Genomic DNA, 22833 nt, shown 5'->3' with positions numbered 1-22833 from the left:
CTTACGTCCCCTCGTTGGCGGCGCGAAAAGTGCTTGCGTCGAGCAGGGCCAGCAGATAGCCGCGGCTGGTTGAGCGCTGACCGAGCCGGGTTCGAGACACCAGGAGGCGTTTGTCGCCGAGTTGGAGGCTGCCCGCCTCGTTCAGCAGTTCGGCCGGCAGGTTCTCGCGGGCGGCCATTCCCAGACCGACGGGATAGCCCTCGAGTTGAGCGACCGCGGTGCTGTTGCAAAAGGCGATGACGCCTTCGTCGTCGACGCCGATCACACCGACGGGCAATGCCTCTAGCGCTTCATGGAATACACCGAGGGCCTCCGAGCGGATCTGAACCTGATCCGAGCGTTCGGCCAGCAGTTCCTGAAGTTGGGTGTTCTTGACTTCAAGTTCCTGTGTCAGTCGACGGTTTTCATCGGCCATGCGGCGGCGCGCGAAGGCTTCAGCGATATTCGCCTTGAGATGGGCGTCGTCCCACGGTTTGCATAGAAATTTGTAGATGGCCCCGTCGTTGATGGCCGAGGTGACGGCCTGCAACTCGGTGTAGCCGGACAGCACGATGCGAACGCATTCGGGCTGCATGTCTTTGGCGATGCGCAGCAAGTCCACCCCGGCCATGCCCGGCATGCGCTGGTCGGACATCACGACGTCGACAGTTTCTGCCTTGAGCAGCTCAATCGCCTCAGCGCCGCTGTTGGCGGTGAGGATGCGATACCCCTCCGTGCGCAACAGCCGGCGCAGCGCGGACAGGATGTTCTGCTCGTCGTCGACCAGCAGGAGCGTGGGTTGATGCGTGTCGACATCAGTCATGTGGATGCTCCCCGCGGGCTGTCCTCGACCTGCACGGTGATGTTGCGGCTGCTGGAAGTCTCCAGACGCCGCAACTGAATGATCGAATCTTCGTCGCAAACATGCCCTTTGGGCAATAGCAGATAGCCATCGGGATGCAGGAGATCCTGCACCAGGCGCATGCCCTGCTTGAGCATGCCGGGGCGCAGGCTGATACCGTCCGCGCGTCGGCCGCTGGCCTTAGACATCATGCGGACGAAGGTATTGGCCAGTTCGGGGTTGTAGCGTTTGCCGGCGTTTTGCGAGATGTAGACCAGGGCTTCGCGTGCGGGCAGCGGGCGGGCAGTCAGCTGGCCTTGCATGAGGCCGTCGTAGTCATTGGCGATGGCCAGGATCTGCGCGCCGAGCGGAATGGCCAGGCCGGTGAGCTTGTCCGGAAAGCCCGTGCCGTCCCACATTTCATGATGGTGGCGCACCAGCTTGGAGACCGCCTTGAGCTGGCTGACGGCGGTCAACGCGGCTTCGCCGCGCTCGGCATGGCGGATGTAGAGGCTGCGCTCTTCCGGCTTGAACGTGTTGTAGGGCTTGCCGAGCAGATCGTCGGGCAGGCCGATCTTGCCAATGTCGTGAAGTAGGCCGGCGAGCATGATGTTCTGCGTCGCGGTGTCATCCAGGCCAGACGCTTTTGCCAGTTGGCGCGCATGCTGCGCGACCCGGCGGCTGTGTCCGGCCATGTGCCCGCTGCGCATCTCGACCAGATCGCTGAACACCCGCACCGTGGTGAGGAAGTTCTGTTTGAGCGATTCGTTGGCTTCCTTGATCTTGCCAATCGCAGTTTGCAGGTCGCGAGTGCGCGCCAGCACACGGGCTTCCAGTTCGGCATTCATGTTCTTGAGCTTGGCGTTCTGGTCGGCGGTGAGCGCATGCAGGCGGGTCACTTCGGCCTGCAAGCGGCCGCGATTGACCGCGTCTTTGACCGTGGTCAGGATCTCGTGGTCTTTCCAGGGTTTGTTCAGATAGCGTGAAATGCCGCCATCATTGACCGCCGAGACGGTCGATTCCATGTCGGCGAAGCCGGTCAGCAAGATGCGTTCAATCTGCGGGTGGCGCTCGCGGACCGCTTTCAAAAAAGCCGCGCCGTCCATCTGCGGCATGCGCATGTCCGAGACGACGACATCCACGGTTTCGGTGTCGAGCAGATTCAGCCCGTCCTGGCCGTTGGGGGCCGTCAGCACGCGAAAGCCGGTGGGGCGGAAGAGGCGTTTGAGCGAGCTCAGGATATTGGGCTCGTCGTCTACAAAGAGCACCGTGCCTGGGTTGGCGGATGTTTCGGCTTGTGTCATCGACGGTCGTCCGGGAAAGACGTATGTATCTCCCTTACGGACGATGCTGATGAAACTTGAGGCGATGTCGCGCCGACGATCACCAGTGGTGGCGGGCGGCCTGGCCTCGCCGGGGCATGATGGGCTTGCCGGCGCACCGGCGCGTCGCTAGCGGGCCGGGCGCGGCGCGGTGGCGGCGTCCGAGACCGCATCGTCCGGCGACGGATTTTCCGGCAGCGCGTCTCCGAGTTCCTGTTCGAGGATCAGGCTGAGTTCTTCGGTGGCCTCACGAGCGCTTTGAATCAGCTGGTGTTCGTCATGGTAAAGCGCCTGTTCGCGCTTGAGCAGCTCGCCGTCGTGCTCGGCGAAGCGGTCGACAATCTGCTGCGATTTTTCGGGTGTTTTGCCGAGCACCTCGAAGATCATGCGCGTCATGTCGAGGCTGGAGCGGAAGGTCTCGCGCATCAGCAACTCGACCCCCAGGTCCATCAGCCGGTAGGCATGAAAGCGGTTGCGGGCGCGGGCGACGATGGTGACCTGTGGGAAATGCTTGCGCACCATCTCGGCGCAGCGTAGCGAGGTCTCGATGTCGTCGATGGCCAGCACAAAGACTTTGGCGTCGTCGATGCGGGCCGCATGCAAGACCTCCAGATGCGCGGCGTTGCCGTAATAGGCCTGGATGCCGAAGCGCTTCATGGTCTTGACCTCTTCGTGGTCGATATCCAGCGCTGTGAAAGGCACGTTGCGGGCCAGCAATACGCGTCCGACGATCTGGCCGACGCGGCCGAAACCGGCCATGACGACCGGGTTGGGCAGGTCGGGCATGTCCTCGGTTTCGGGTTCGATGGTCGCGGTGGCGGCCGCTTCGCGCGCATTGAGGCGGTCGGCCAGAATGAACAGTAGTGGCGCGGTGGCCATCGACAGCGCCACCGACAGATTCAGCTGGGCGACGACTTCCGGCTCAAGCAGCTGGCTGGCTTGCGCGACGCCAAACAACACGAAGGCGAATTCACCACACTGCGCCAGCGCCAGCGCCTGCATGCGCGAGACCTTTTTGCTGCCGCGGGCCAGCCGGCGCAGCCCATACATGCCGCCGCCCTTGACCAGAATCAGCGCGACGGTCAGGCCGAGCACGTTGAGCGGATGCTCGACGATCATGCCGAGATTGATGGTCATGCCGACGGCGATGAAGAAGAAGCCCATCAGCAGTCCCTGGAAAGGTGCAATGGAGGCTTCGAGCTCATGCCGGAAGTCCGAGTCCGACAGCAGCACGCCGGCCACAAAGGCGCCCAGCGACATCGACAGGCCACCGAGCTGCAGCAGCAGCGCCAAGCCCAGCGCGGTGGCCAGGGCGGCGGCGGTAAACATCTCGCGGCTGTTGATGCGGGTGACGTGGCGGAAGATGGCGTCGAGCACCGGCCGGCCGATCAGCACCACCACGGCGAGAAAGCCGAGGCCCACCAGGGGCGAGACATCGCCGTCCGAGCGCGCGGCGCCCAGCAGCGGCAGCAGCGCCAGCAGCGGGATCACCATCAGATCCTGAAACAGCAGGATGGCGAAGGTTTCGCGCCCGTAGCGGCTGTGCAGTTCGTGACGCTCGCCCAGTGTGGGCAGCACGAAGGCGGTGGAGGACAGCGCCAGGGTGAGGCCAATCATGATGGCGATGGGCCAGTCAAAGCCGAGCAGCCAGGCGCCGGCGATCAGGAAGCTTCCCACGCCAAAAAACTGCAGGCCGCCCAGGCCGAACACCGGTTTGCGTAGCGCCCACAGACGCGAGGGCTGAAGCTCCAGGCCGATGATGAACAGCAGCAGCACCACGCCCAGCTCGGCGGTGTGCAGCAGATTCTCGCCGTCGGTCACTACACCGAAACCCGAGGGCCCGATGAGGACGCCGGCGGCGAGGTAGCCGAGCACGGTGCCCAGGCCAGCACGCTTGAACAGGGGGACCAAGAGCACGGCCACGGCCAGCAGGGCCGCGAAGGTGGCAACGGATTGCATTGGGGGGTCTCCATGCGTGCCGCCCTTCGCTGCAGTGGCGCGGGCGATCTTGTGTCCCCCGCAATGTCGGTGCAGGGCCGGCCGACGGCGGGGCCTTCGATGCCCTGCCGTGGCCTAGTTATATCATTTCCGCCCTCACGACCGTGCGGCGAGTCGCTTCAGTTCGGGCAGACAGGAGCCGCAGTTGGTGCCGCATTGAGTGCGTGTCTGCAGTTGTTCGAGGCTCTCGCCAGCATGGAAAGCGGTGACGATGGCCTCCTCCGACACATCAAAGCAGTTGCACACCACTTTGCCGCGCGTGGGCTGGCCGGCTGGCGGCTGGGTGAGCGGGGCGAGCAGCCAGGGGCGCACCGGGGCGGCGGGCTCGCCGCGCACCATCAACTCGGTCAGCCACGCGGCGGCGCGGGTCTCGCCCGACAGCCGTACCGCGTTGAGAATGTCGTCGTCGACGCGGGCGCGCTTGGCCACATCGCGGTGCGCGTCGGCATACACCAGGGTGTGCGCCGGGTCGTCCAGACCCATGGCGGCGTCGACCGCGTCGAGCAGCGCGGTGTTGGCCTCGTCGGCCCGCGCCTTGAGCACCACCACCGGCACCTCGCGCCCGGCAAGCGTCAGGCTGGCATAGGGGAGATCCTTCATCTGCGCGCGCAGCGCTTCGAGGACGGAGAAGGCGTTGGTGTCGGTGATCCGGCGCATGGCCATCAGCGCGTGACCGGCAGGCAGCTTTTCGACCTGAATGGCGGCGTGCTTGAGTTCGGGTTGTTTCGAGGTCGGATCGGTGGCGGACGGGGTCAGTGCGTTGATGCCCAGCGTGCCGGCCATGGTGTTGCCGCCCCAGTGCATGGGCAAAAAGCTCTGGCCCTGGCGGACGGTGTCGCTGGCGATGACCTTGAGCACCACGGTGCCCTGGCGGGAGCGTACGCGCACGATGTCGCCGTCGGCCAGATCGCGCCGCGCCAGATCCTCGGCGTGCATATGCAACTGCGGCTCGGGTTCGTGGTTATACAGACGCGGCACGAGACCGGTGCGGGTCATGCTGTGCCACTGGTCGCGCAGGCGGCCGGTGATCAGGTGCAGCGGGTAGCGGGCGCTGGGGCTTTCGGCGGTGACCACGTAGTCGGTGGCGACGAAGCGGGCCTTGCCCGAGGGCGTGGGAAACACACCGTCTTCATATAGGCGGGCGCGGCCGGTGGAGGCGCCGTCGGGGAAGGGCCACTGCTGCGGGCCGTCGGCGTCGAGCTTGGCGTAGCTCAGGCCGGTGATGTCCAGATCGCGTCCGCGGGTGCTTTCGCGGTGCTCCCGCCAGACGGCTTCGACCGAGTCGAAACCGAATAGCTGATAGGCCAGGTCGCCTTTGCCAATGCGCGGGCCGAGGCGACGGGCGAAGTCGCAGGCGATCTCCCAGTCGTGCCTGGCCTCACCAAGGGGCGGCACGGCGGCGTGGGTGCGGCTGATGCGGCGCTCGGAGTTGGTGACCGTGCCTTCCTTTTCGCCCCAGCCACTGGCGGGCAGTAGCACGTCGGCGTAGGCGGCGGTTTCGGTGTGCCGGTAGGTGTCTTGCACCACGACCAGTTCGGCCGCTTCGAGCGCGGCGTGCACCATGGCCTGGTCGGGCAGGGACTGGGCCGGGTTGGTGGCGGCAATCCATACCGCCTTGATCTCACCGTTCTTCAGCGCTTCAAACAGTTCAACCGCCGGCTTGCCCGGCGTGGCGGGCACCTCGGGCACACCCCACAGGCGCGCCACTTCAGCGCGGTGGGCGGGGTCGCTCATGTCGCGGTGGCCGGACATCAGATTGGCCAGCGCGCCGACTTCGCGCCCGCCCATGGCGTTGGGCTGGCCGGTGAGCGAGAAGGGGCCGGCGCCGGGGCGGCCGATCTGGCCGGTGGCCAGGTGCAGATTGATCAGCGCGGCGTTCTTGTGCGTGCCCGAGGCGTACTGATTGAGACCCTGGCAGTACATCGACAGCGTGGCCGGGCGGGTGGCAAACCACTCCGCCGCCTGCTCGATGTCACGCTTGGGCACGCCGCACACGGCCGCGGCCATGGCCGGGGTGTATTCGCGTACCAGGCGCTTGAGTGCGTCGAAGCCTTCGGTGTGGGCGGCGATGTAGTCGCGGTTGAGCCAGCCCTCCCACAGCATGACGTGGAGCATGGCGTTGAACAGCGCGATGTCGGTGCCCGGCAGCAGCGGCAGGTGCAGGTCGGCGGCTTCGGCGGTGTCGGTGCGCCGCGGGTCGACTACCACCAGTTTCATGTCGGGATTGGCTTCGCGCGCGGCCTCGATGCGGCGGAACACGATGGGGTGGGCAAAGGCGGTGTTCGAGCCGGCGATGAACAGGCAGTCGGTGGCGTCGATGTCGGTGTAGCTGCACGGCGGGGCATCCGCACCGAGGCTCAGCTTGTAGCCGGCCACCGCGCTGGACATGCACAGGCGTGAGTTGGTGTCGAGGTTGTTGGTGCCGATCAGGCCTTTGGCGAGCTTGTTGAAGACATAGTAGTCCTCGGTCAGCCATTGGCCGGAGCCATAGAAGGCCACGGCGTCCGGGCCGTGCGCCTTGATGATGGCGGCGAAGCGGTCGGCGACGTGGTCAAGCGCGGTGGCCCAGTCGGTGGGCTGGCGTGCGGCGGTACGGTCGGTGCGCAGCTCGGGCGTGTGCGCGCGTTGCGAGCGGGTGTCGGGGGCAACCGTCAGGTGGAGTGTGGCGCCTTTGGTGCACAGCCGGCCAAAGTTGGCCGGGTGGTCGGGGTCGCCGCGCACGCCGGTGATCTGGCCGGCATCGTGTTCAACGATAAGGCCGCAGCCGACGCCGCAGTAACAGCAGGTGGATTTCGTCTCGGACATTGAATCTCCTTTGTCCGGACAGTAGCAACCGCCATGCCATGCCCCGAATAAGGGCTTGACCTAAATTTGCTCTGAATCAAGATTGCAAATGGTGCGGCGCGCAAATCGTCCGCACCAAAATGGGGCATCAGTCGCCGCGGGCGAGCCGGATGAGGGCGTCCACCTGGGTGCGGATCGGCGCGGGCACCGGCGTGGTGCCGTCGAGCATGGCGCGGATCAGTTGCGCATTGCCAGCGACATCGGGCAGGTCGGGCACTTGCGGGTTGGGCGGCGCGCCGCCGCCTTCGCCTTCCATCGTTTCGGCGACGCCGGTGCCCTTGTAGAGCGCCATCGTCGGGCGGCGTCGCGGATTGGCATAGCCCTCGCCTTCGGTGCCGCGCATCAGCATCGCGCAACCGCCGTCGACTTGCAGGAATTCGTCCATACGCAGCAGATACTCGGGGTGCGTCACCGCCACCACGCGCACGCTGCGCCCGGGCATCGGGTCAAGCAGCTTGGCCAGGGTGTGGCCGCTGTTGCGCACGCCCAGGCGCGGGCGCAGGGCGAGCAAGCGGTCCAGACCAGGCAACAGCGCGTCGAGCGAGAGTGCGGCAATCTTGTGCGTGGCCAGCGCGGCGCTGGCGTCGGCGGCATCGGCGCGCAGCGGGACGTCGAGCGCAGCGAGCAGGTCGAAAGGGCTGACCCGGCTGTCGAAGTCATGCCGGCCCTGAATCAGCGCCGGCACCCCCTCGCGCGCCAGCAGCAGCGCGACCAGCGGCATCAGGTTGGGCTGTCGGCGGGCGCCGTTATAGCTGGGCAGCAGCACGCAGCGCGGGCCGTCGGGCAGCGTGAGCGTTGCGTTGCGCGCATCCATGGCGCGCTTGAAGCCAACCAGCTCGTCGAGCGATTCGCTCTTGATGCGCAGCGACAAAATGATCGCGCCCAGTTCCAGGTCGGGCACGCGGCCGTCGAGCATGTCGCCAAACAGGCTGGCGGCCTGGTCGACGGTGAGGGGCTTGGCGCCTTTGGCGCCGCGGCCGATTTCCTTGATAAATGGGGCGTAGGTCATGGCGCGGATTATGGCAGGCTTCGGGGTGGCCGGCGACGGCCACGCATCGTGCTTATGACCAGGATCAAACCATGACTGACACTGACCGCCGGATTCCGGTGACCGTGCTGACCGGCTTTCTCGGCGCCGGCAAAACCACCGTACTCAACCATCTGCTGCGCCACCCCGGCGCCGAGCGGGTGGCGGTGCTGATCAACGAGCTGGGCGATGTGGGCGTCGATCACCATCTGGTCGAACAGGTCGATGAAACCCTGATCGTGCTCGACGGCGGTTGCGTGTGCTGCAGCGTGCAGGGCGATCTGGTCGCGGCCCTCAAGCGCTTGTTCATGCAGGCCTTCCGCAAGGAGATTCCGCCCATCGACCGCGTGCTGTTGGAGACCACCGGCCTGGCCGATCCCGCGCCGGTCATCCACACGCTGATGGAAGAGCCCTTCATTGCCGATCGCTACCGTTGTGACGGCGTGGTGACCGCGGTCGACGTGACCCACGCCGCCGGTCAGCTCAAGGCACACCGCGAAGCCATGCGTCAGGTGGCAATGGCCGACCGCCTGCTGCTCACCAAGTGCGATCTCGCCGCGCCGGACGATATCGTCGAACTGCAGGCGACGCTCGCTATGCTCAACCCCGGCGCGCGGCAGATTCCGGTGTCGCAAGGCGTGGTCTCGGTCGACGCCTTGTTTGGCTGCGGCTTGTACACCGCCACCGGCAAGCTGCCTGAAGTGGCCGACTGGCTGGGTGAGGCGCAGGTCCGTGCGGCGGCAGCCGCGATGCCGGCCTGGCGCAAGCCCGGCAAGGCGGCGCCGGCCGGCCCGGTGACGCACCACGCCGACGGGGTCGAAAGCTATGTGCTGCGCTTCGACGCGCCGCTGTCGTGGTGGGAGTTTTCCGACGGGCTCAACCTGATTCTGCAGGCCTACAGCAACCGCATTCTGCGCATCAAGGGCGTGCTCAATGTGCGCGGTGATCCGCTGCCGCGGGTCATCCAGTGCGTGCAGCACAGCATCTACCCGGCGGTCAGTCTGCCCGCCTGGCCCGACACTCCGCCCTTTGATGATCGCTGCAGCCGACTGGTGTTCATCGTGCGCGGCTTGCCGAGCGCGACCGTGGTGCAGACCTTGAGCGAGTTTACCGGGGTGGGCGTCAGTGTGCTGTAACGTCCCCTGACCAATCGACGGGCGTGGCGCGCGTAGAATCGACGGACAGTCTTTGTTCGGAGTGCGCGCATGAAGCTCGGTTTTATCGGTCTGGGCCTGATGGGACGGCCCATGGTGCTCAATCTGCGCAAGGCCGGTTTCCCGGTCAGCGTGTGGGCGCGGCGCGAGGCCTCGCTGGCGCCGGTGACGGCGGCAGGCGCGGTGGCGCGGGCGAGTATCGCCGAGGTGGCTGCGGCGTCGGACGTGGTGTTTTCCTGTGTGCCGGATGCGCCGCAGGTGGCTGAGGTGGCACAGGCGGTCGCCGAGGGCGCGCACGACGGCCTGGTGTTTGCCGACATGAGCACCATCGCCCCGACCGCGGCGCGCGAGATTGCCGTGCAACTCAACGCGCGCGGCGTGCGCATGCTCGACGCGCCGGTCTCGGGCGGCGAAGTCGGTGCCATTGCCGGCACGCTGACCATCATGGTCGGCGGTGAGCAAGCCGCCTTCGACACCGTCTTGCCGGCCTTTCAGGCCATGGGCAAAAGCGTCACGCGGGTGGGCGAGTCGGGCGCCGGTCAGGTGGCCAAGGCCTGCAATCAGATCGTCACCGGCGTGGGTGTGGCCGCCGTGGCCGAAGCCTTCAACTTTGCGCAGATGAGTGGGGTCGATCTGGCCCGTGTGCGCGAGGCGCTGCTCGGCGGTTTCGCCAACAGCCGCATCCTCGACAATCATGGTCAGCGCATGGTTGACCGCAAGTTCACCCCCGGCTTCAAGGCCTGGATGCACCAGAAAGACCTGCGCATCGTGATGGAAGAAGCGCACGCGCACGGCCTCGCCCTGCCGGCGGCCGCGGCCACGACGCAGCTGTTCAACGCGCTGGTCGGTCGTGGCATGGGCGAAGACGACTCGGTCGCCATGCTCAAGTTGTTTGAAGCGATGAGCGGAGGCGCGGCATGAAGATCGGCTTTATTGGTTTGGGCGATATGGGCCAGTCGATGGCTCGCCATCTCATTGGTGCGGGGCATGACTTGGCGGTCTGGGCGCGGCGTGAAGCGTCGGCGGCTGCGCTGGTGACAGAGGGCGCTGCGTGGTGCGCGTCACCCGCCGAGCTGGCCGCGCGTAGCGAACTGGTGATCACCATGGTTGGCGGCAGTGCCGATGTGGAAGATCTGGTCTTGCGCAGCGATGGTCTGCTGGCCGGTTTTGCAGCCGGCGCGGTGCATGTCGATATGAGCACCATCGCGCCGGCAACCGCCCGGCAACTCGCTGCCGGCTACGCCGAGCGCGGCATCGGCTGGCTGGATGCGCCGGTCTCCGGTGGGCCCAAAGGCGCGCTGGAGGCGACACTGGCGATCATGGTCGGCGGCGAGGCGACCACGCTGGCGCGGCTGCAGCCGGTATTCGAGGTGCTGGGCAGTCGCATCGTGCACATCGGCGAGTCCGGTGCCGGTCAGGTCGCCAAGGCCTGCAACCAGATGATCATGGTCGCCGCTATCGAGGCCAGCGCCGAAGCCCTGCACCTGGCGGCTGCCAACGGTGTCGATGTGGCCAAGGTGCGCACCGCCCTGATGGGCGGCTCGGCGGGCTCGCGGGTGCTTGAAGTGATGGGCGAGCGGATGGTCTCCGGCGATTTCGACAAAGGCGTTGACGCCCGCCTGCATCACAAGGATTTCGCCCTCATCATGGCCGAAGCCCATGCCCTCGGCGCACCGCTGCCCATTGCCGCGGCTGTCGGACAACAACTCAATGCCCTGATGGCCCGCGGCGGCGCCCGGCAAGACACCGCCGCGCTGATTACCGTACTCGACGCCATGGCACCGCAGGACAGGAGGACGACCGAATGAATCACATCACTCGCCGTACCGCACTCGTCGCGTTAGCCACCCTCGGCCTGGCCGCCTGCGCCAGCCTGCCGCTCAACATGCAGCCGCCCGAGGTGTCGGTGTCCGACCTGCGCCTGCTCAACGTTGGTCTGCTCGAACAACGCTTCGGCCTCAGCCTGCGGGTGCTCAACCCCAACGATGCCGAGATCCCGGTCGACGGCCTGAGCTTCACCGTCGAGCTCAACGGCAAGCCCTTCGCCAAAGGGGTGAGCAACAAGGCCGTCACCGTGCCGCGACTCAGCGAAGCCATGCTGGAGGTGGAGGCCGTCAGTTCGCTCTCTGGCCTGCTGCGCCAGTTCGGCGCCATGGCCAAGGGGCAGGAGCGAATCGACTACCGGATTTACGGCACGCTCTACACTGGGGGGCTGTTCGGCGGCGTGCCTTTCGACCAGAAGGGCGAGGTGGATTTTGCGGATCTGGGGGTGCCGGCGGGGACGAGTCGGTTCTAGTGCAGCCGGTGCACGAACTTGAGCACCGATTGCCGGTAGGCGTCGTGGTGGCCATGGTCTTTGGCGGTGTGATAGGCGTTGTTCTTTTGGCTTTGTACTTACTAAGAGAGGCTCCGAGTGAGGCAGCCTCGTGTGTTGCGCGGTGCTCAACTGAGAATCGTGCTGGCCGGTTGGTCAATGTATATCCACCCAATCAGACGGCTGGCATGCGAGGGCATGGGGCGTTGCGATGTGAGTGCTATTGAGAGGATGGTTTTGTGGGCTTCGGGTGGCGTACGTTGGCCGGGTCTCGCCCCGGCGGGCGACCTACTTTCTTGCTTGTGCAAGAAAGATAGGCAAAGAAGCACACCCCACTGTCGTGGCCCTTCGGGCTCCCCTCCCTCCGCAAGCACGGGGCGGGCGACTTCGCAAACTCGCCCTGCGGGCTCAGACAGCGAAGCCGCTTTTTCCGCCCCGCACTTGCTGCGCTCGGCACGACAGAGGGGGATGGGGTGCCCGCCGGCAACAGCGGAAACGACAGGGGGGGGCGTCGGGCGGGTTTCAACCCGCCAATGGCCTGCGAACGAATACCGATGGCGGGTTTGAAACCCGCCCTACAAAGCGCCTCCCCGGGGCGGGCGAGGGCAAAGCCGAGCCCGCGTGCTTCTCCCTTTCTGTGCCGCCGAACGGAGAACGGCGACGGCGGGAATTGTCGTGTCGCCTGTCTGAGCCCGCCGGGCGAGTTCGCGACACGACCCGCCGGCGCCGGGCGTAGAGAGGGCACCGGCGAAGCCGGCGGCACAGTCGGGGGCGTTTTCTTGATGACTTCTTTGTCGCGACAAAGAAGTCATTCGCCCGCCGGGGCGAGACCCGGCCAACGAATGGACGAAGTCAGTTCAACGGTTGATGGACGACGAACAAAACAGGCCGCGACCGGCCCGGCAGCCATTTCTCACGTATGCCCCACATCCGGCAAACCGCACAAGCGCGCTGCCCGCAATCCCTTCAGCAATGCGTTCATGTCATCCGCGGGCAGCGGTCGGCTGCACAGGTAGCCCTGGTAGGCGTCGCAGGCCCAGCCGCGGAGCATGCGTAGCTGGCCGACGGTTTCGACGCCTTCGGCGAGTACTTGAATGCGCAGGGTGTGGGCCATGGCGATGATGGTTTCGGCGATGGCGGCGTCGTCGGGTTCGGTTTCGATGTCGGCGATGAAGGAGCGGTCGATCTTGAGCCGGTCGATGGGGAAGCGTTTGAGGTAGGCGAGGCTGGAGTAGCCGGTGCCGAAGTCGTCAACACCGATCATGACGCCCAGCCGCTTGGCGCCGTCGAGGACGTCGGCGGTGAGTTCGGGGTTGCGCATGATCAGCGATTCGGTCAGCTCGAGTTCGAGGCGATCGGCGGGCAGGCCGGTGTCTTCGAGGACGTCGGCTACGATGTCGAGCAAGCTGGCTTCGTCGAACTGGCGGGCCGAGAGGTTGACAGCCATGGGGACGTCGATGAGGTGTTTGCTGCGCCAGGCTTCAGCCTGGGCGCAGGCGGTACGCAATACCCACGCGCCGATGGGAACGATCAGGCCGCTGTCTTCGGCGACCGGGATGAAGACGTCGGGTTCGACCGGGCCTTCGTCGGGGTCGTTCCAGCGCAGCATGGCTTCGAGGCCGATGAAGTCGCCGGAGGCGATGTCGACCTGGGGCTGGTAGTAGAGCTCGAACTCTTGCCGCTCGAGTGCCCGGCGCAGGCGGTTTTCGAGGGTGAGTCGGGTGGACACCAGCGTGGACAGGCGCGATTCGTAGAACTGGTAGTTGTTCCGGCCGGCGTCTTTGGCGTGGTACATGGCGGCGTCGGCGTGCTGGATGAGCGTGTCGGCCGTGCTGCCGTCGTCGGGGTAGATGGCGATGCCGATGCTGGGGGTGACGGTGAGGCGGTGACCTTTGATGTCGAAGGGCGCGCTCAGGGCTTCGACGATGCGCTCGGCCACTTCGGCGGCGTGCTGGCGGCTTTCGAGCTCGGGCAGCACCACGATGAACTCGTCGCCACCCATGCGGGCCACGGTGTCCTGCTCGCGCACGCAGTGCTGGAAGCGTCCCGAGACGGCTTTGAGCAGGGCGTCGCCGGCCTGGTGGCCGAGGGAGTCGTTGACGTTCTTGAAGCGGTCGAGGTCGAGGAAGAGGACGCCGAGCGATTGTTCGAAGCGACCGGCGGCTTCGAGGGCGGACTCGAGTCGCACGCCGAGCAGGCTGCGGTTGGGCAACTCGGTGAGTGGGTCGAAATGGGCCAGATGCAGGATACGGGTCTCTGCGGCTTTGCGGTGGGTGATGTCGGAGGCGATGGCCAGATAGCCGGTAATGCGACCGTCCTGGGCGTCGAGCAGCGGGGAGATCGACACGGCGGCCGGGACGTTGCGCCCGTCGGCGCCGGTCAGTTCCAGCTCGACGGGTTCGCTCGTGGCGAGCCCCCGCGCGGTCTCGAGCACGGCGGCAAAGCCGCGTTTGCCGGTGGCGCGTTCCATGCGTGCCATGGCGGCCGTGTTGATGAAATCGATGGGGGTGCGCTTGTCGACCACCAGGTCGGCGGCGCAGCCGAGCATGCTCTCGGCGGCGGGGTTGAAGACGCGGACGATGCCGTCGGTGTCGGTGAGGACGATGGCGTAGTCGGCGCTGTGCAAGATGGCTTGCTGCAGCGTGGTGCTGGTGCGCAGGGCGGCTTCGGAGGCGGTGCGCTGGGCGACCTCGGCCTGCAGTGTGGCATTGGTGTCGGCCAGGATGCGGTTGGTTTCGGCCAGTTCAGCGGTGCTGCTGCGCACCCGGTCGCGGATGACGGCGTTGCGGGTTTGCAGGAAGGCCACCAGTAGCGCGGCGAGGAGGGTGATGGCCCAGCCGGTGGCGCGCTGGCGCTCAATGGATGCGGCGGGCGCCAGTTCGAAGTGCTTGGGCGTGGGGGTGGCGATGATCAGCCAGCGCCGGGCGGCGAATTCGATGACCTCAACGTAGGCGGTCTCGAAGTTGTCACCGATGGTGTCGCGGTACACCTCGGGCGCGCTGCGCGGGTCGGTGGTGGTGTCCAGAATGGTGAAGGCCATGTTGCGGGCGTCGGGGTCCATGCCGGCCCAGAGCGTGCTTTGCGCCAGCTCGCTCAGGTGCATGTAGATCCCGAGTACATGTTGGCCCGCTCGTGAGAACAGGCGGATGCCTTCACCGTTTTCGGCCTCAGGGCTGAGCAGCGGGGTGGCGATGATGGCGCCGGTGCGCAGCGCGGCCTGGACGGCTTCCTGCGCTTGCAGGCCTTCCATGGCCAGATCGGTGCCGGGCCTGGGCCAGGCGGCGCGGGTGGCGACATGGCGGGCGGGGAAGCGCAGCGGGGGGGTGACGCTGTTGTCGACGTCAGCCAGCGCGATGGCCTTGATGAAGGTGTGCACCCGCATCAGCGAGCCGCTGATCTGTTCGAAGTCTTTTGCGCTGCCGGCGCCGGCCACGTCGACATGGTCGCCCAGCAGGTGCTGCAGATCGAGTACGGCTTCGACGCGTTTGCGCAGGGTGCCGATGTGCTGGCCCGCGGCGAGCTGAAATTCGGCGTAGACGCGGTCGCGCTGCGCATCGAGCGCATTCTTGTAGACCGCCTCGGTGGCCGCAGCGAGGACGCCCGCCAATAGCATGGCGAGGCCGAAGTGCTTCAGGAGGCGGCGAAGGGGCCGGATCACGCGCATCGTGCGCGTCGCGAATTCATACGATGCAGCTTCCAGTGTGTGCCGCCGGGCCTTGTGGGCATACGGCGGTCATGGGTGTTTGCTGCCGTGGCGGGTCACGACGGCAGTCATCATCAGCAGCAGAAAAACGCCGATGGCCGCGGCGTTGCCCAGCGCGCCATCGGCACGCAGCCCGTGGTGTTCGAACAGGTCGCCTGCCACGCGCAGGACTAGGCTCAGGTGCAGCAGGGCCAAGGGTACATAAAAACCGCGGTGATATGGCAACCGAACGCGCAGCACCGCCGGCAGGATGATAGGTGCGTGGCCGAACACCATGGCAAATACGAAGCCGACCATCAGGCTGTGCAGGGCGCTGTCCCAGCCGATGCTGCCGGCGCCGGGGGCCAGCACGGCGAGCACCGCGCCGCCAAGCGCCAGCCACAGATAGCCCGACAGCAGGCACACGGCGATGTAGCGGGTGAGGCCGGTGGTCTTGACCGTGCGGCGGGCGACATCCTGCTTGAGCAGCCAGATCGCCAGGCCGGTCGCGCCGAGGCCGAACAGGCGCGGGCCGATCGGCAGTGCGGCGAGTGAGGCGCCGGCAATCAGCAGGGCGATGAGCGCAATAAAAACCTGCTGCATGCGCGGGCTGACCCGCATCAGGCGCGACAGCTCCAGCCGCTCGCCGGCGATGGTGATGATCAGAAAGGCGGCCCACCACCACAGGGCCAGGTCGACCGTGCCGGTGAGCGCCCACACCAGCACACCCATCAGCCAGGCCGCCGCGCCAAGGGTGAGCACGCGGGCGTGCAGGGCGGGTGCTTTACGCTGGGCATGCAGCGAGGCGAGCACCAGCACGATGCCGCCGGCGATGAAGCACACGGTGGCCATGGCGGGCGCGATGCCACTGATCAGCAGCGCGCTGCCGAGGCCGCCGCCCAGCGGGCCGAGATAGGCCCAGCGCTGACCGACGGCGACCGCGCGCTCGAGCGCAATGAGCGTGCCGAAGAAGGCGCACATCATCAGTGCGCCATGCGGCGCACCGGCGACGAAGTCGGGCGTGGGCCAGGCGAGGCGCCACAGGCCGGCGAGCACGCCGGTGATCAGCCCCGCAAAGCCGAGGACCAGCAGCGGCGCGCGCTGCCAGGGCGGCAGATCAGACATCGTCGGCCTGCCAGCCGAAGTGGGCCTTGGCGGTGTCGCTCATCATGGCGGGCGTCCACTCGGGTTGCCAGACCAGCTCGACGGCGGGGGTGTGGTCGGGGGCGAGGCGGTGCAGCGCGGCGTCGACTTCATCCATGATCATCTGGCCCATCGGGCAGGCCGGGCTGGTCATGGTCATCTCAACGGTGATCTGCGTGTCGGTGAGTGCGACGGTGTAGATCAGGCCGAGGTCGACGATGTTCATGCCGACTTCGGGGTCGATGACTTGCTTGAGGGCGTCGCGTACGGCGGCTTCGTCGAGGGGTGTTGTCATTGCGGGGCGTCCGGGTCGGCATCGAGGGGGCGCGGGCGACCATACCAGCGGAACTGCACCAGTGCTTCGCGCATCTGGGCGTCGTCGAGGCAGGGCGGTTCGCCGAGGCAGCGCGCGCGCCAGTAGTGTTCGCACAGCATTTCGAGTTCGATGGCGCGGTCGAGCAGGGTGCTCAGGTCGGGCGCCAGCACGATCATGCCGTGGTTGGCCATGAGCGCGGCGCAGCGGTTTTCGAGGGCCTTGACGGTGGCGTCGGACAGCGCCTGGGTGCCGAAGGTGGCGTAGCTGCCGCAGCGCACGCTGTCGCCACCGAAGCGCGCCACCATGTAGTGAAAGGCCGGCACGTCGAGGCGGTGGCAGGCCAGTGCAGTGGCGAAGGGGGCGTGGGCGTGGAGGATGGCACCGACGTCGGGCCGCGCGGCGTAGATGTCGCGGTGCAGCCGCCATTCGCTGGAGGGCGCGCGACGACCGTGGGCGCTGCCGTCGGCGCGCACGCGGGTCATGTCGGCGGCCTCGCAGCGCTCGGGCATCATGCCGGAGGGCGTGACCCAGAAACCGTTGGCCGCGTCCGTGTCGTCACGCATGCTGACGTTGCCGGCAGTGCCCACCGAGAGGCGGGCGGCGGTCATGCCGCGGGCAACCGCCAGGAGGTCGTTGGCGAGCATGCTCATGGGGCGAGCGTGGCCAGTGCGTGGGGCACCATGACCCCGTGTTCGGTGATGATGCCGGTGATGCGCGCGGCCGGCGTGACGTCGAAGGCCGGGTTGCCGGTGGCGGTGTCTGCCGGGGCGATGCGTAGCTGCGCCGTGGCGCCGATGGCGTCGCGGCCGTGGAGTACACGCACTTCGTCGCCATCGCGGTCTTCGATCGGAATCGCCGCGCCGTTGGGGCAGGCGAAGTCGATGGTCGATACCGGCGCGGCAATATAGAAGGGCACGCCGTTGTCGGCCGCTGCCAGCGCCTTGAGATAGGTGCCAATCTTGTTGGCGGTGTCGCCATTGGCGGCGACGCGGTCGGCGCCGGTGATGACCAGGTCGACCTCGCCGCGCATCATCAGCAGGCCGGCGGCGTTATCGGCGATCAGACGGTGGGCGACGCCGGATTCGCGCAGCTCCCAGGCGGTGAGCAGACCCTGGTTGCGCGGGCGGGTTTCGCTCACCCACACCTCAATGTCGATACCCGCCGCCTGCGCGGCATACACCGGCGACAGCGCCGTGCCATGGCCGAGCGTGGCCAGCCAGCCGGCGTTGCAGTGGGTCATGACGCGCACCGGGCCGGGCCGGTTTTGGGCGATGGCGGCGATCAGCGCCAGACCGTGCTGGCCGATGGCCGCGTTGGTGGCAATGTCTTCGGTGATGATGGCGTCGGCTTCGCGTTCGGCGGCGGCCAGGCGTTCGGTCGGTGGCAGGGGACGCAGCACGCGAGCCATGCGCGCGAGCGCCCAGTGCAGATTCACCGCCGTCGGGCGGGTGGCGCCGAGCTCGGTGAGTGCGTGTTCCAGCGTGGCGTCGTCGGCGGCCGTCTGCAGTGCCAGCGCGACACCGCAGGCGGCGGTGGCGCCGATCAGCGGGGCGCCGCGCACTTGCATGGACCGGATCGCGTGGGCGACGGCATCGAGGCTGTCGAGCGCGAGCGTGACGCGGTGATGCGGCAGGGCGGTCTGATCGAGGATGCGCACACGGGCGCCGTCGCGGCTCAGGGTGGGGGCGGGGATGGGAACACTCATGGCCGCCATTGTATCGCTGACGCGGCTTTGCTTGGCGTGCCGGAGGCGCTCTGCGAGAATCGGCTTTTGCCTTTGCTGCCTGGACTGTCATGCCCGATTGCGCCGTTGCTGTTTCGTCCCGCCTGCCAAACGTGGGCACCACCATTTTTACCGTGATGTCGCGCATGGCCGCCGAGGCCGGTGCGATCAACCTGTCGCAAGGCTTTCCGGACTTCAACGCTGAGCCGGTGCTGTTCGAGCGGGTGTCGCACTGGATGCGTGAAGGCTACAACCAGTATCCGCCGATGGCCGGGGTGACGGTGCTGCGCGAGGCGATCGCGGCCAAGGTGGCCAATCTGTACGGCACGGCCTACGACCCCGAGACCGAGGTGACGGTCGTCGCCGGCGCGACGCAGGGCTTGTTCACCGCCGTCACGGCGCTGGTGCACCCGGGCGACGAGGTGATCGTCTTTGAGCCGGTGTACGACGCCTACGCGCCGGCTATCGAGTTGCAGGGCGCCCGCGTGGTGCGCCTGGCCTTGCACTCGCCCGACTACCGGCCCGACTGGGCGGCGGTGGCGGCCGCCATTACCCCGCGCACCCGCATGATCATGATCAACAGCCCGCACAACCCGACTGGCAGTGTGTGGTCGGCCGAGGATATGAGCCGCCTGGCCGAGCTGGTACGTGGCACCGACATCGTGATCGTGTCGGACGAGGTGTATGAGCACATCGTCTTCGACGGCCGCCAGCACGAGAGCTGCGCCCGCCACCCGGCGCTGGCCGAGCGTAGCGTGATTGTGTCCGGCTTTGGCAAGACCTATCACATCACCGGCTGGAAGATCGGCTATGTGGTGGCGCCGGCGGCGCTGATGGCCGAGTTCCGCAAGGTGCACCAGTTCAATGTGTTTACCGTGAACACGCCGATGCAGTACGCGCTGGCCGACTATATGGCCGATGCTTCGCGCCACCTCGGCCTGGCCGCCTTCTACCAGGCCAAGCGCGACCGTTTCCGCGCCGCGCTGGCCGACTCGCGCTTCGAGTTGCTGCCGTGCTCGGGCACCTACTTTCAGCTGGCGCGCTACCGCGCGATTCGCGACGAGTCGGACACGGCCTTCGTCGAATGGCTGACTCGCGACAAGAAAGTGGCGGCGATTCCGGTGTCGGCCTTTTCCGCCGCCGCCGAGGATGAGGGCGTGGTGCGCTTCTGCTTCGCCAAGCATGACGACACGCTGGACGCGGCCTGCGAGCGCCTGGTCGCGCTTTGATCCAAGCGCGGGGCGCGCGTCGCCTCGCGTGCTAAACTTTTTCGCTTCCTTCGCGGCGCACCGAGATCGTGTCGAAACTCCTCGTTTTTCTCCTCGTCCTGTTTGCCATTTACTGGGTTCGCCGCATGTTGAGCAAACCCAAGCATCCGCCGGGTGCCGGCCCGCGGTCGGGTGCCTCGCGCAATCGCGCGGGCCAGACGCAGGCCTCGACCCGGATGCTCTCCTGCCAGCGCTGCGGTGTGCATGTGCCCGAGAGCGAAGGCGTGCGCGTCGGCGGTGAGTTCTTTTGCTGCGAAGCGCACGCGCGCGGCCGCGACGAAAGCTGAGACATGGCCACCACGGAGAGCTTTGAGGATATCTCCGCCGATCTGGCGCGCCGGCGCTCCCTGCGCTACCTGAATCTGTTCCGCCTGACCATGGCGGCGATCTTCCTGTTCTTCGGCAAGAGCATTGGCCTGGGCGAAGAAGCGCCCGGACTGTTCCTGGCCTTCGCCGCTTTCTACCTGTTTGGTGTGCTGGCGCTGGGCTTCCCCGACGCGGTGCAGCGGCTCGGCTTCAATCGGGTGGTGACCCTGCAGATGCTGCTGGATATCGCCGCCTTGACGATGATGATGGCGGTCAGCGGCGGCACGCGCGGCGGCCTGCCGATGTTGCTCACGGTGTTGCTGGCCGGTGGCGGCCTGGTCGGCTACGGGCGTTGGGTGTTGTTTTACGCGGCGTCGGCGACGGTGGCCGTGCTGGCCGAGAACAGCGTGCGCTTCCTCAATCGCGGCGAGGCCAACGACTTTTTTGTGGTCGGCATGGTGTGCATCGGCTTCTTCGGCGTGGCGCTGACGGCACGCCTGCTGGCAACGCGTGCGCTGACCAATGAGCTGCTGGCGCGCACGCGCGGCGCGGATCTGGCCCGTCAGCAGGCCATCAACGAGCGCATCATCGAGGACATGCACGACGGCGCCATCGTGCTCGACGCCAATCTGCGCATCCGTCAGGCCAATCCGCAGGCCGCCGCCTTGCTCGGCACGCCCTTGCCGATCGGCGAGGTAATGAGCGATCTCTTTCCGGCGCTGACCGGCGCGCTGGCGGACCCGGCTGCGACCAGCGAGGGGCATCAATGCATTCCCGAGGGCGGCAAGCCGCTGCGCTGCCGCATCGTGCGCGCCGAGGGCGACGCCGGCCACACCGTCATCTATTTACAGGATCTCGATGAAATCCAGGCCCAGGCGCAGCAGATCAAGCTCGCCGCGCTGGGGCGGCTGACCGCCAGCATTGCGCACGAAATTCGAAATCCGCTCACCGCCGTCACGCAAGCGGCCGAGTTGCTGGGCGAGGAGAAGCGCGCCGAAAGTCAGGCGAAGCTGATCCGCATCATCAACAACAACGCGCTGCGCATTGAGCAACTGGTGCGCGACGTGCTCTCGCTGGGGCGTCGTGATCGTGCCTTGCAGGAGGCCTTGCCTTTGCATGCCTTCGTCGGCGAACTGCTCGATGAGTTCACCCTGCACGGCGAGGCCGACAAGGCGCAAGTGGTGGTCGATATCCCTGAATCGCTGACGCTCGCCTTTGATCGGGCGCACCTGCACCAGATCCTGTGGAACCTGCTGGTCAACGCCCGACGCTACGCGCCGCCAACGCCCGGGGCGATCCGTGTGTCTGCCGACAGCGACGGGGGCCGCACACGTTTGAATATTGAAGACGACGGGCCTGGCATCAGCGCCGAACATCGGGTGCACCTGTTTGAGCCTTTCTTTACCACGCATGCCAAGGGAACCGGCCTGGGGCTGTATATCGCGCGCGAACTGGCGGATGCCAACCGGGCCACGCTGTCCCTGCGCGATAGCGCGGCCGGCGCGCACTTCTGCCTCACCGGAATGAGCCAGCCATGAGCAAGACTGAACGACGCAACCGCCCACCCGGCCCCGATGTACTGGTGGTCGACGATGAGGAAGACATCCGCGAACTGTTGGAGATGACGCTCATCCGCATGGGCCTGGGTTCCCACTCGGCCGGCTCGGTGGCCGAGGCGCGCGAGCTGCTTGCCAAGAACAAATACCGCCTGTGCCTGACCGACATGCGCCTGCCCGACGGTGAGGGGCTGGAGCTGGTGCGCTACATCAACGAGCACTGTGCCGACCTGCCGGTGGCCGTCATCACCGCCTATGGCAGCATGGAAAACGCGGTCATCGCGCTCAAGGCCGGCGCCTTCGACTACCTGGCCAAACCGGTGTCGCTCGAGCAGTTGCGCGCGCTGATCAAGTCAGTGTTCCGCCTGCCCGACGCGGCCAACGAAGAAACCCGCAAGGACGCCAGCGCCTTTCTGATCGGCGAGTCGCAGGCCATGGAGCAGGCGCGTCAGCTGATTGAAAAGCTCGCCCGCAGCCAGGCGCCGGTGTATGTGTCGGGCGAATCCGGCAGCGGCAAGGAGCGCGCGGCGCGCGCCATTCATGGCCTGGGGCCGCGGGTGGCGGGGGCGTTTGTGGGGGTCAACTGCGGCGCGATCCCCGAAAACCTGATGGAGAGCGAGTTCTTCGGCTATCGCAAAGGCGCGTTTACCGGCGCCGACAGTGACCGCGATGGCTTCTTCCAGGCGGCCAATGGCGGCACCTTGTTTCTGGATGAGGTCGCCGATCTGCCGCTGTCGATGCAGGTCAAGCTGCTGCGCGTGATCCAGGAGAAGCGCGTTCGCCGGATTGGTGACACCATCGAGCAACCGGTGGATGTGCGCATCGTCAGCGCCACGCACCAGAACCTGCGCGTACTGGTCGAAGAAAACCGTTTCCGGCAGGATTTGTTTTACCGGCTGAATGTCATCGAACTCAAGATGCCGGCGCTGCGCGAGCGGCGCGAAGACATCGGCTCGCTGGCCGAGGCCTTGCTTGCCCGTCTGGCCGAAGAGGCCGGCATGCCCTTGCCGCGCTTGTCGACGCAAGCCGTCGAGGCGCTGCGGGCCTATAGCTTCCCCGGCAATGTGCGGGAGTTGGAAAACATCCTGGAGCGGGCGTTGGCGCTGTCATCCGGCGACATCATTCATGTTGAGGATCTGGCGCTGGAGCCGCTGATCGGCAACGAGCCCACGGCCGGCAACGGCCATGGCGACGCCATGCGCACCGGCTTGCAGGATTACCTCGACACCGCCGAACGCCAGGCCATTGTCGAAGCGCTGGCCGAAACCGAGGGCAATCGCACCGCCGCGGCGCGCTTGCTGAAAGTGACCTTCCGCTCTTTGCGCTATCGCATGGAGCGGCTGGGCATGAAGGATTGAGC

Annotated in this window: 18 protein-coding genes; 8 read left to right on the top strand and 10 right to left on the bottom strand. The window is 66.7% G+C overall.

From position 1 onward, the window contains the following. Position 1: 1 nt before the first annotated feature. The 5 genes from FHP91_RS18795 to ybiB all read right to left on the bottom strand — a co-directional run bounded on the left by FHP91_RS18795 (position 2) and on the right by ybiB (position 7993). Positions 2–802, bottom strand: a complete 801-nt coding sequence (locus tag FHP91_RS18795) for a response regulator (protein WP_144311036.1) — start codon at positions 800–802, stop codon at positions 2–4. Then, a complete protein-coding gene (locus tag FHP91_RS18790; RefSeq protein ID WP_144311035.1) occupies positions 799–2124 on the bottom strand; it encodes an HD domain-containing phosphohydrolase in 1326 nt (441 codons plus the stop codon). The genes FHP91_RS18795 and FHP91_RS18790 overlap by 4 nt, the downstream gene beginning before the upstream one ends. Positions 2125–2271: 147 nt before the next feature. Further along, complete coding sequence (locus FHP91_RS18785) at positions 2272–4101, bottom strand: monovalent cation:proton antiporter-2 (CPA2) family protein (RefSeq protein ID WP_144311034.1); 1830 nt, start codon at positions 4099–4101, stop codon at positions 2272–2274. A gap of 135 nt (positions 4102–4236) precedes the next feature. Beyond that, positions 4237–6945 (bottom strand): nitrate reductase, encoded by a 2709-nt coding sequence (locus FHP91_RS18780; RefSeq protein WP_144311033.1) that lies wholly within the window; start codon positions 6943–6945, stop codon positions 4237–4239. 127 nt (positions 6946–7072) lie between these two features. Continuing rightward, entirely contained in the window at positions 7073–7993 is a 921-nt protein-coding gene (gene ybiB, locus FHP91_RS18775; protein ID WP_144311032.1) for a DNA-binding protein YbiB, read from the bottom strand. A gap of 71 nt (positions 7994–8064) precedes the next feature. On the opposite strand from ybiB, the gene FHP91_RS18770 reads away from it, so the two are divergent. The 4 genes from FHP91_RS18770 to FHP91_RS18755 all read left to right on the top strand — a co-directional run bounded on the left by FHP91_RS18770 (position 8065) and on the right by FHP91_RS18755 (position 11461). Further along, a complete protein-coding gene (locus FHP91_RS18770) occupies positions 8065–9147 on the top strand; it encodes a CobW family GTP-binding protein (protein ID WP_144311031.1) in 1083 nt (360 codons plus the stop codon). 69 nt (positions 9148–9216) lie between these two features. Beyond that, positions 9217–10086 (top strand): NAD(P)-dependent oxidoreductase, encoded by an 870-nt coding sequence (locus FHP91_RS18765; RefSeq protein WP_144311030.1) that lies wholly within the window; start codon positions 9217–9219, stop codon positions 10084–10086. After that, a complete protein-coding gene (locus FHP91_RS18760; protein ID WP_144311029.1) occupies positions 10083–10973 on the top strand; it encodes an NAD(P)-dependent oxidoreductase in 891 nt (296 codons plus the stop codon). The genes FHP91_RS18765 and FHP91_RS18760 overlap by 4 nt, the downstream gene beginning before the upstream one ends. Then, complete coding sequence (locus tag FHP91_RS18755; protein WP_144311028.1) at positions 10970–11461, top strand: LEA type 2 family protein; 492 nt, start codon at positions 10970–10972, stop codon at positions 11459–11461. Before FHP91_RS18760 ends, FHP91_RS18755 begins: the two co-directional genes overlap by 4 nt. Positions 11462–12392: 931 nt before the next feature. On the opposite strand, the gene FHP91_RS18750 is transcribed toward FHP91_RS18755, so the two are convergent. The 5 genes from FHP91_RS18750 to mtnA form a co-directional block, all read right to left on the bottom strand. Further along, positions 12393–15137: a putative bifunctional diguanylate cyclase/phosphodiesterase gene (locus tag FHP91_RS18750; RefSeq protein ID WP_144311027.1), complete on the bottom strand. Its 2745-nt coding sequence runs from the start codon at positions 15135–15137 to the stop codon at positions 12393–12395. Positions 15138–15212: 75 nt separating this feature from the next. Next, entirely contained in the window at positions 15213–16286 is a 1074-nt protein-coding gene (locus FHP91_RS18745; protein WP_144311026.1) for a hypothetical protein, read from the bottom strand. Then, positions 16279–16599 (bottom strand): metal-sulfur cluster assembly factor, encoded by a 321-nt coding sequence (locus FHP91_RS18740; protein WP_144311025.1) that lies wholly within the window; start codon positions 16597–16599, stop codon positions 16279–16281. Before FHP91_RS18740 ends, FHP91_RS18745 begins: the two co-directional genes overlap by 8 nt. Continuing rightward, positions 16596–17270 (bottom strand): class II aldolase/adducin family protein, encoded by a 675-nt coding sequence (locus tag FHP91_RS18735; RefSeq protein ID WP_144311024.1) that lies wholly within the window; start codon positions 17268–17270, stop codon positions 16596–16598. Before FHP91_RS18735 ends, FHP91_RS18740 begins: the two co-directional genes overlap by 4 nt. Then, a complete protein-coding gene (gene mtnA / locus FHP91_RS18730; RefSeq protein ID WP_144311023.1) occupies positions 17267–18325 on the bottom strand; it encodes an S-methyl-5-thioribose-1-phosphate isomerase in 1059 nt (352 codons plus the stop codon). Before mtnA ends, FHP91_RS18735 begins: the two co-directional genes overlap by 4 nt. Before the next feature lie 89 nt (positions 18326–18414). Between mtnA and FHP91_RS18725 the strand changes: the two genes are divergently transcribed. The 4 genes from FHP91_RS18725 (at position 18415) to FHP91_RS18710 (ending at position 22831) form a co-directional block, all read left to right on the top strand. Then, positions 18415–19572 carry a pyridoxal phosphate-dependent aminotransferase gene (locus FHP91_RS18725; protein ID WP_144311022.1) on the top strand — a complete coding sequence of 386 codons (1158 nt, stop codon included), beginning with the start codon at positions 18415–18417 and terminating at the stop codon, positions 19570–19572. A gap of 68 nt (positions 19573–19640) precedes the next feature. Next, positions 19641–19898 (top strand): PP0621 family protein, encoded by a 258-nt coding sequence (locus FHP91_RS18720; protein WP_144311021.1) that lies wholly within the window; start codon positions 19641–19643, stop codon positions 19896–19898. 3 nt (positions 19899–19901) lie between these two features. After that, on the top strand, positions 19902–21455 hold the full coding sequence (locus tag FHP91_RS18715) for a two-component system sensor histidine kinase NtrB (RefSeq protein WP_144311020.1): 1554 nt from the start codon (positions 19902–19904) through the stop codon (positions 21453–21455). Then, on the top strand, positions 21452–22831 hold the full coding sequence (locus FHP91_RS18710; protein ID WP_144311019.1) for a sigma-54-dependent transcriptional regulator: 1380 nt from the start codon (positions 21452–21454) through the stop codon (positions 22829–22831). Before FHP91_RS18715 ends, FHP91_RS18710 begins: the two co-directional genes overlap by 4 nt. Positions 22832–22833 lie beyond the last annotated feature (2 nt).

Source organism: Denitromonas halophila, assembly GCF_007625155.1.
Taxonomy (GTDB): Bacteria; Pseudomonadota; Gammaproteobacteria; order Burkholderiales; family Rhodocyclaceae; genus Nitrogeniibacter; species Nitrogeniibacter halophilus.
This window is presented reverse-complemented; position numbering and strand designations above follow the sequence as displayed.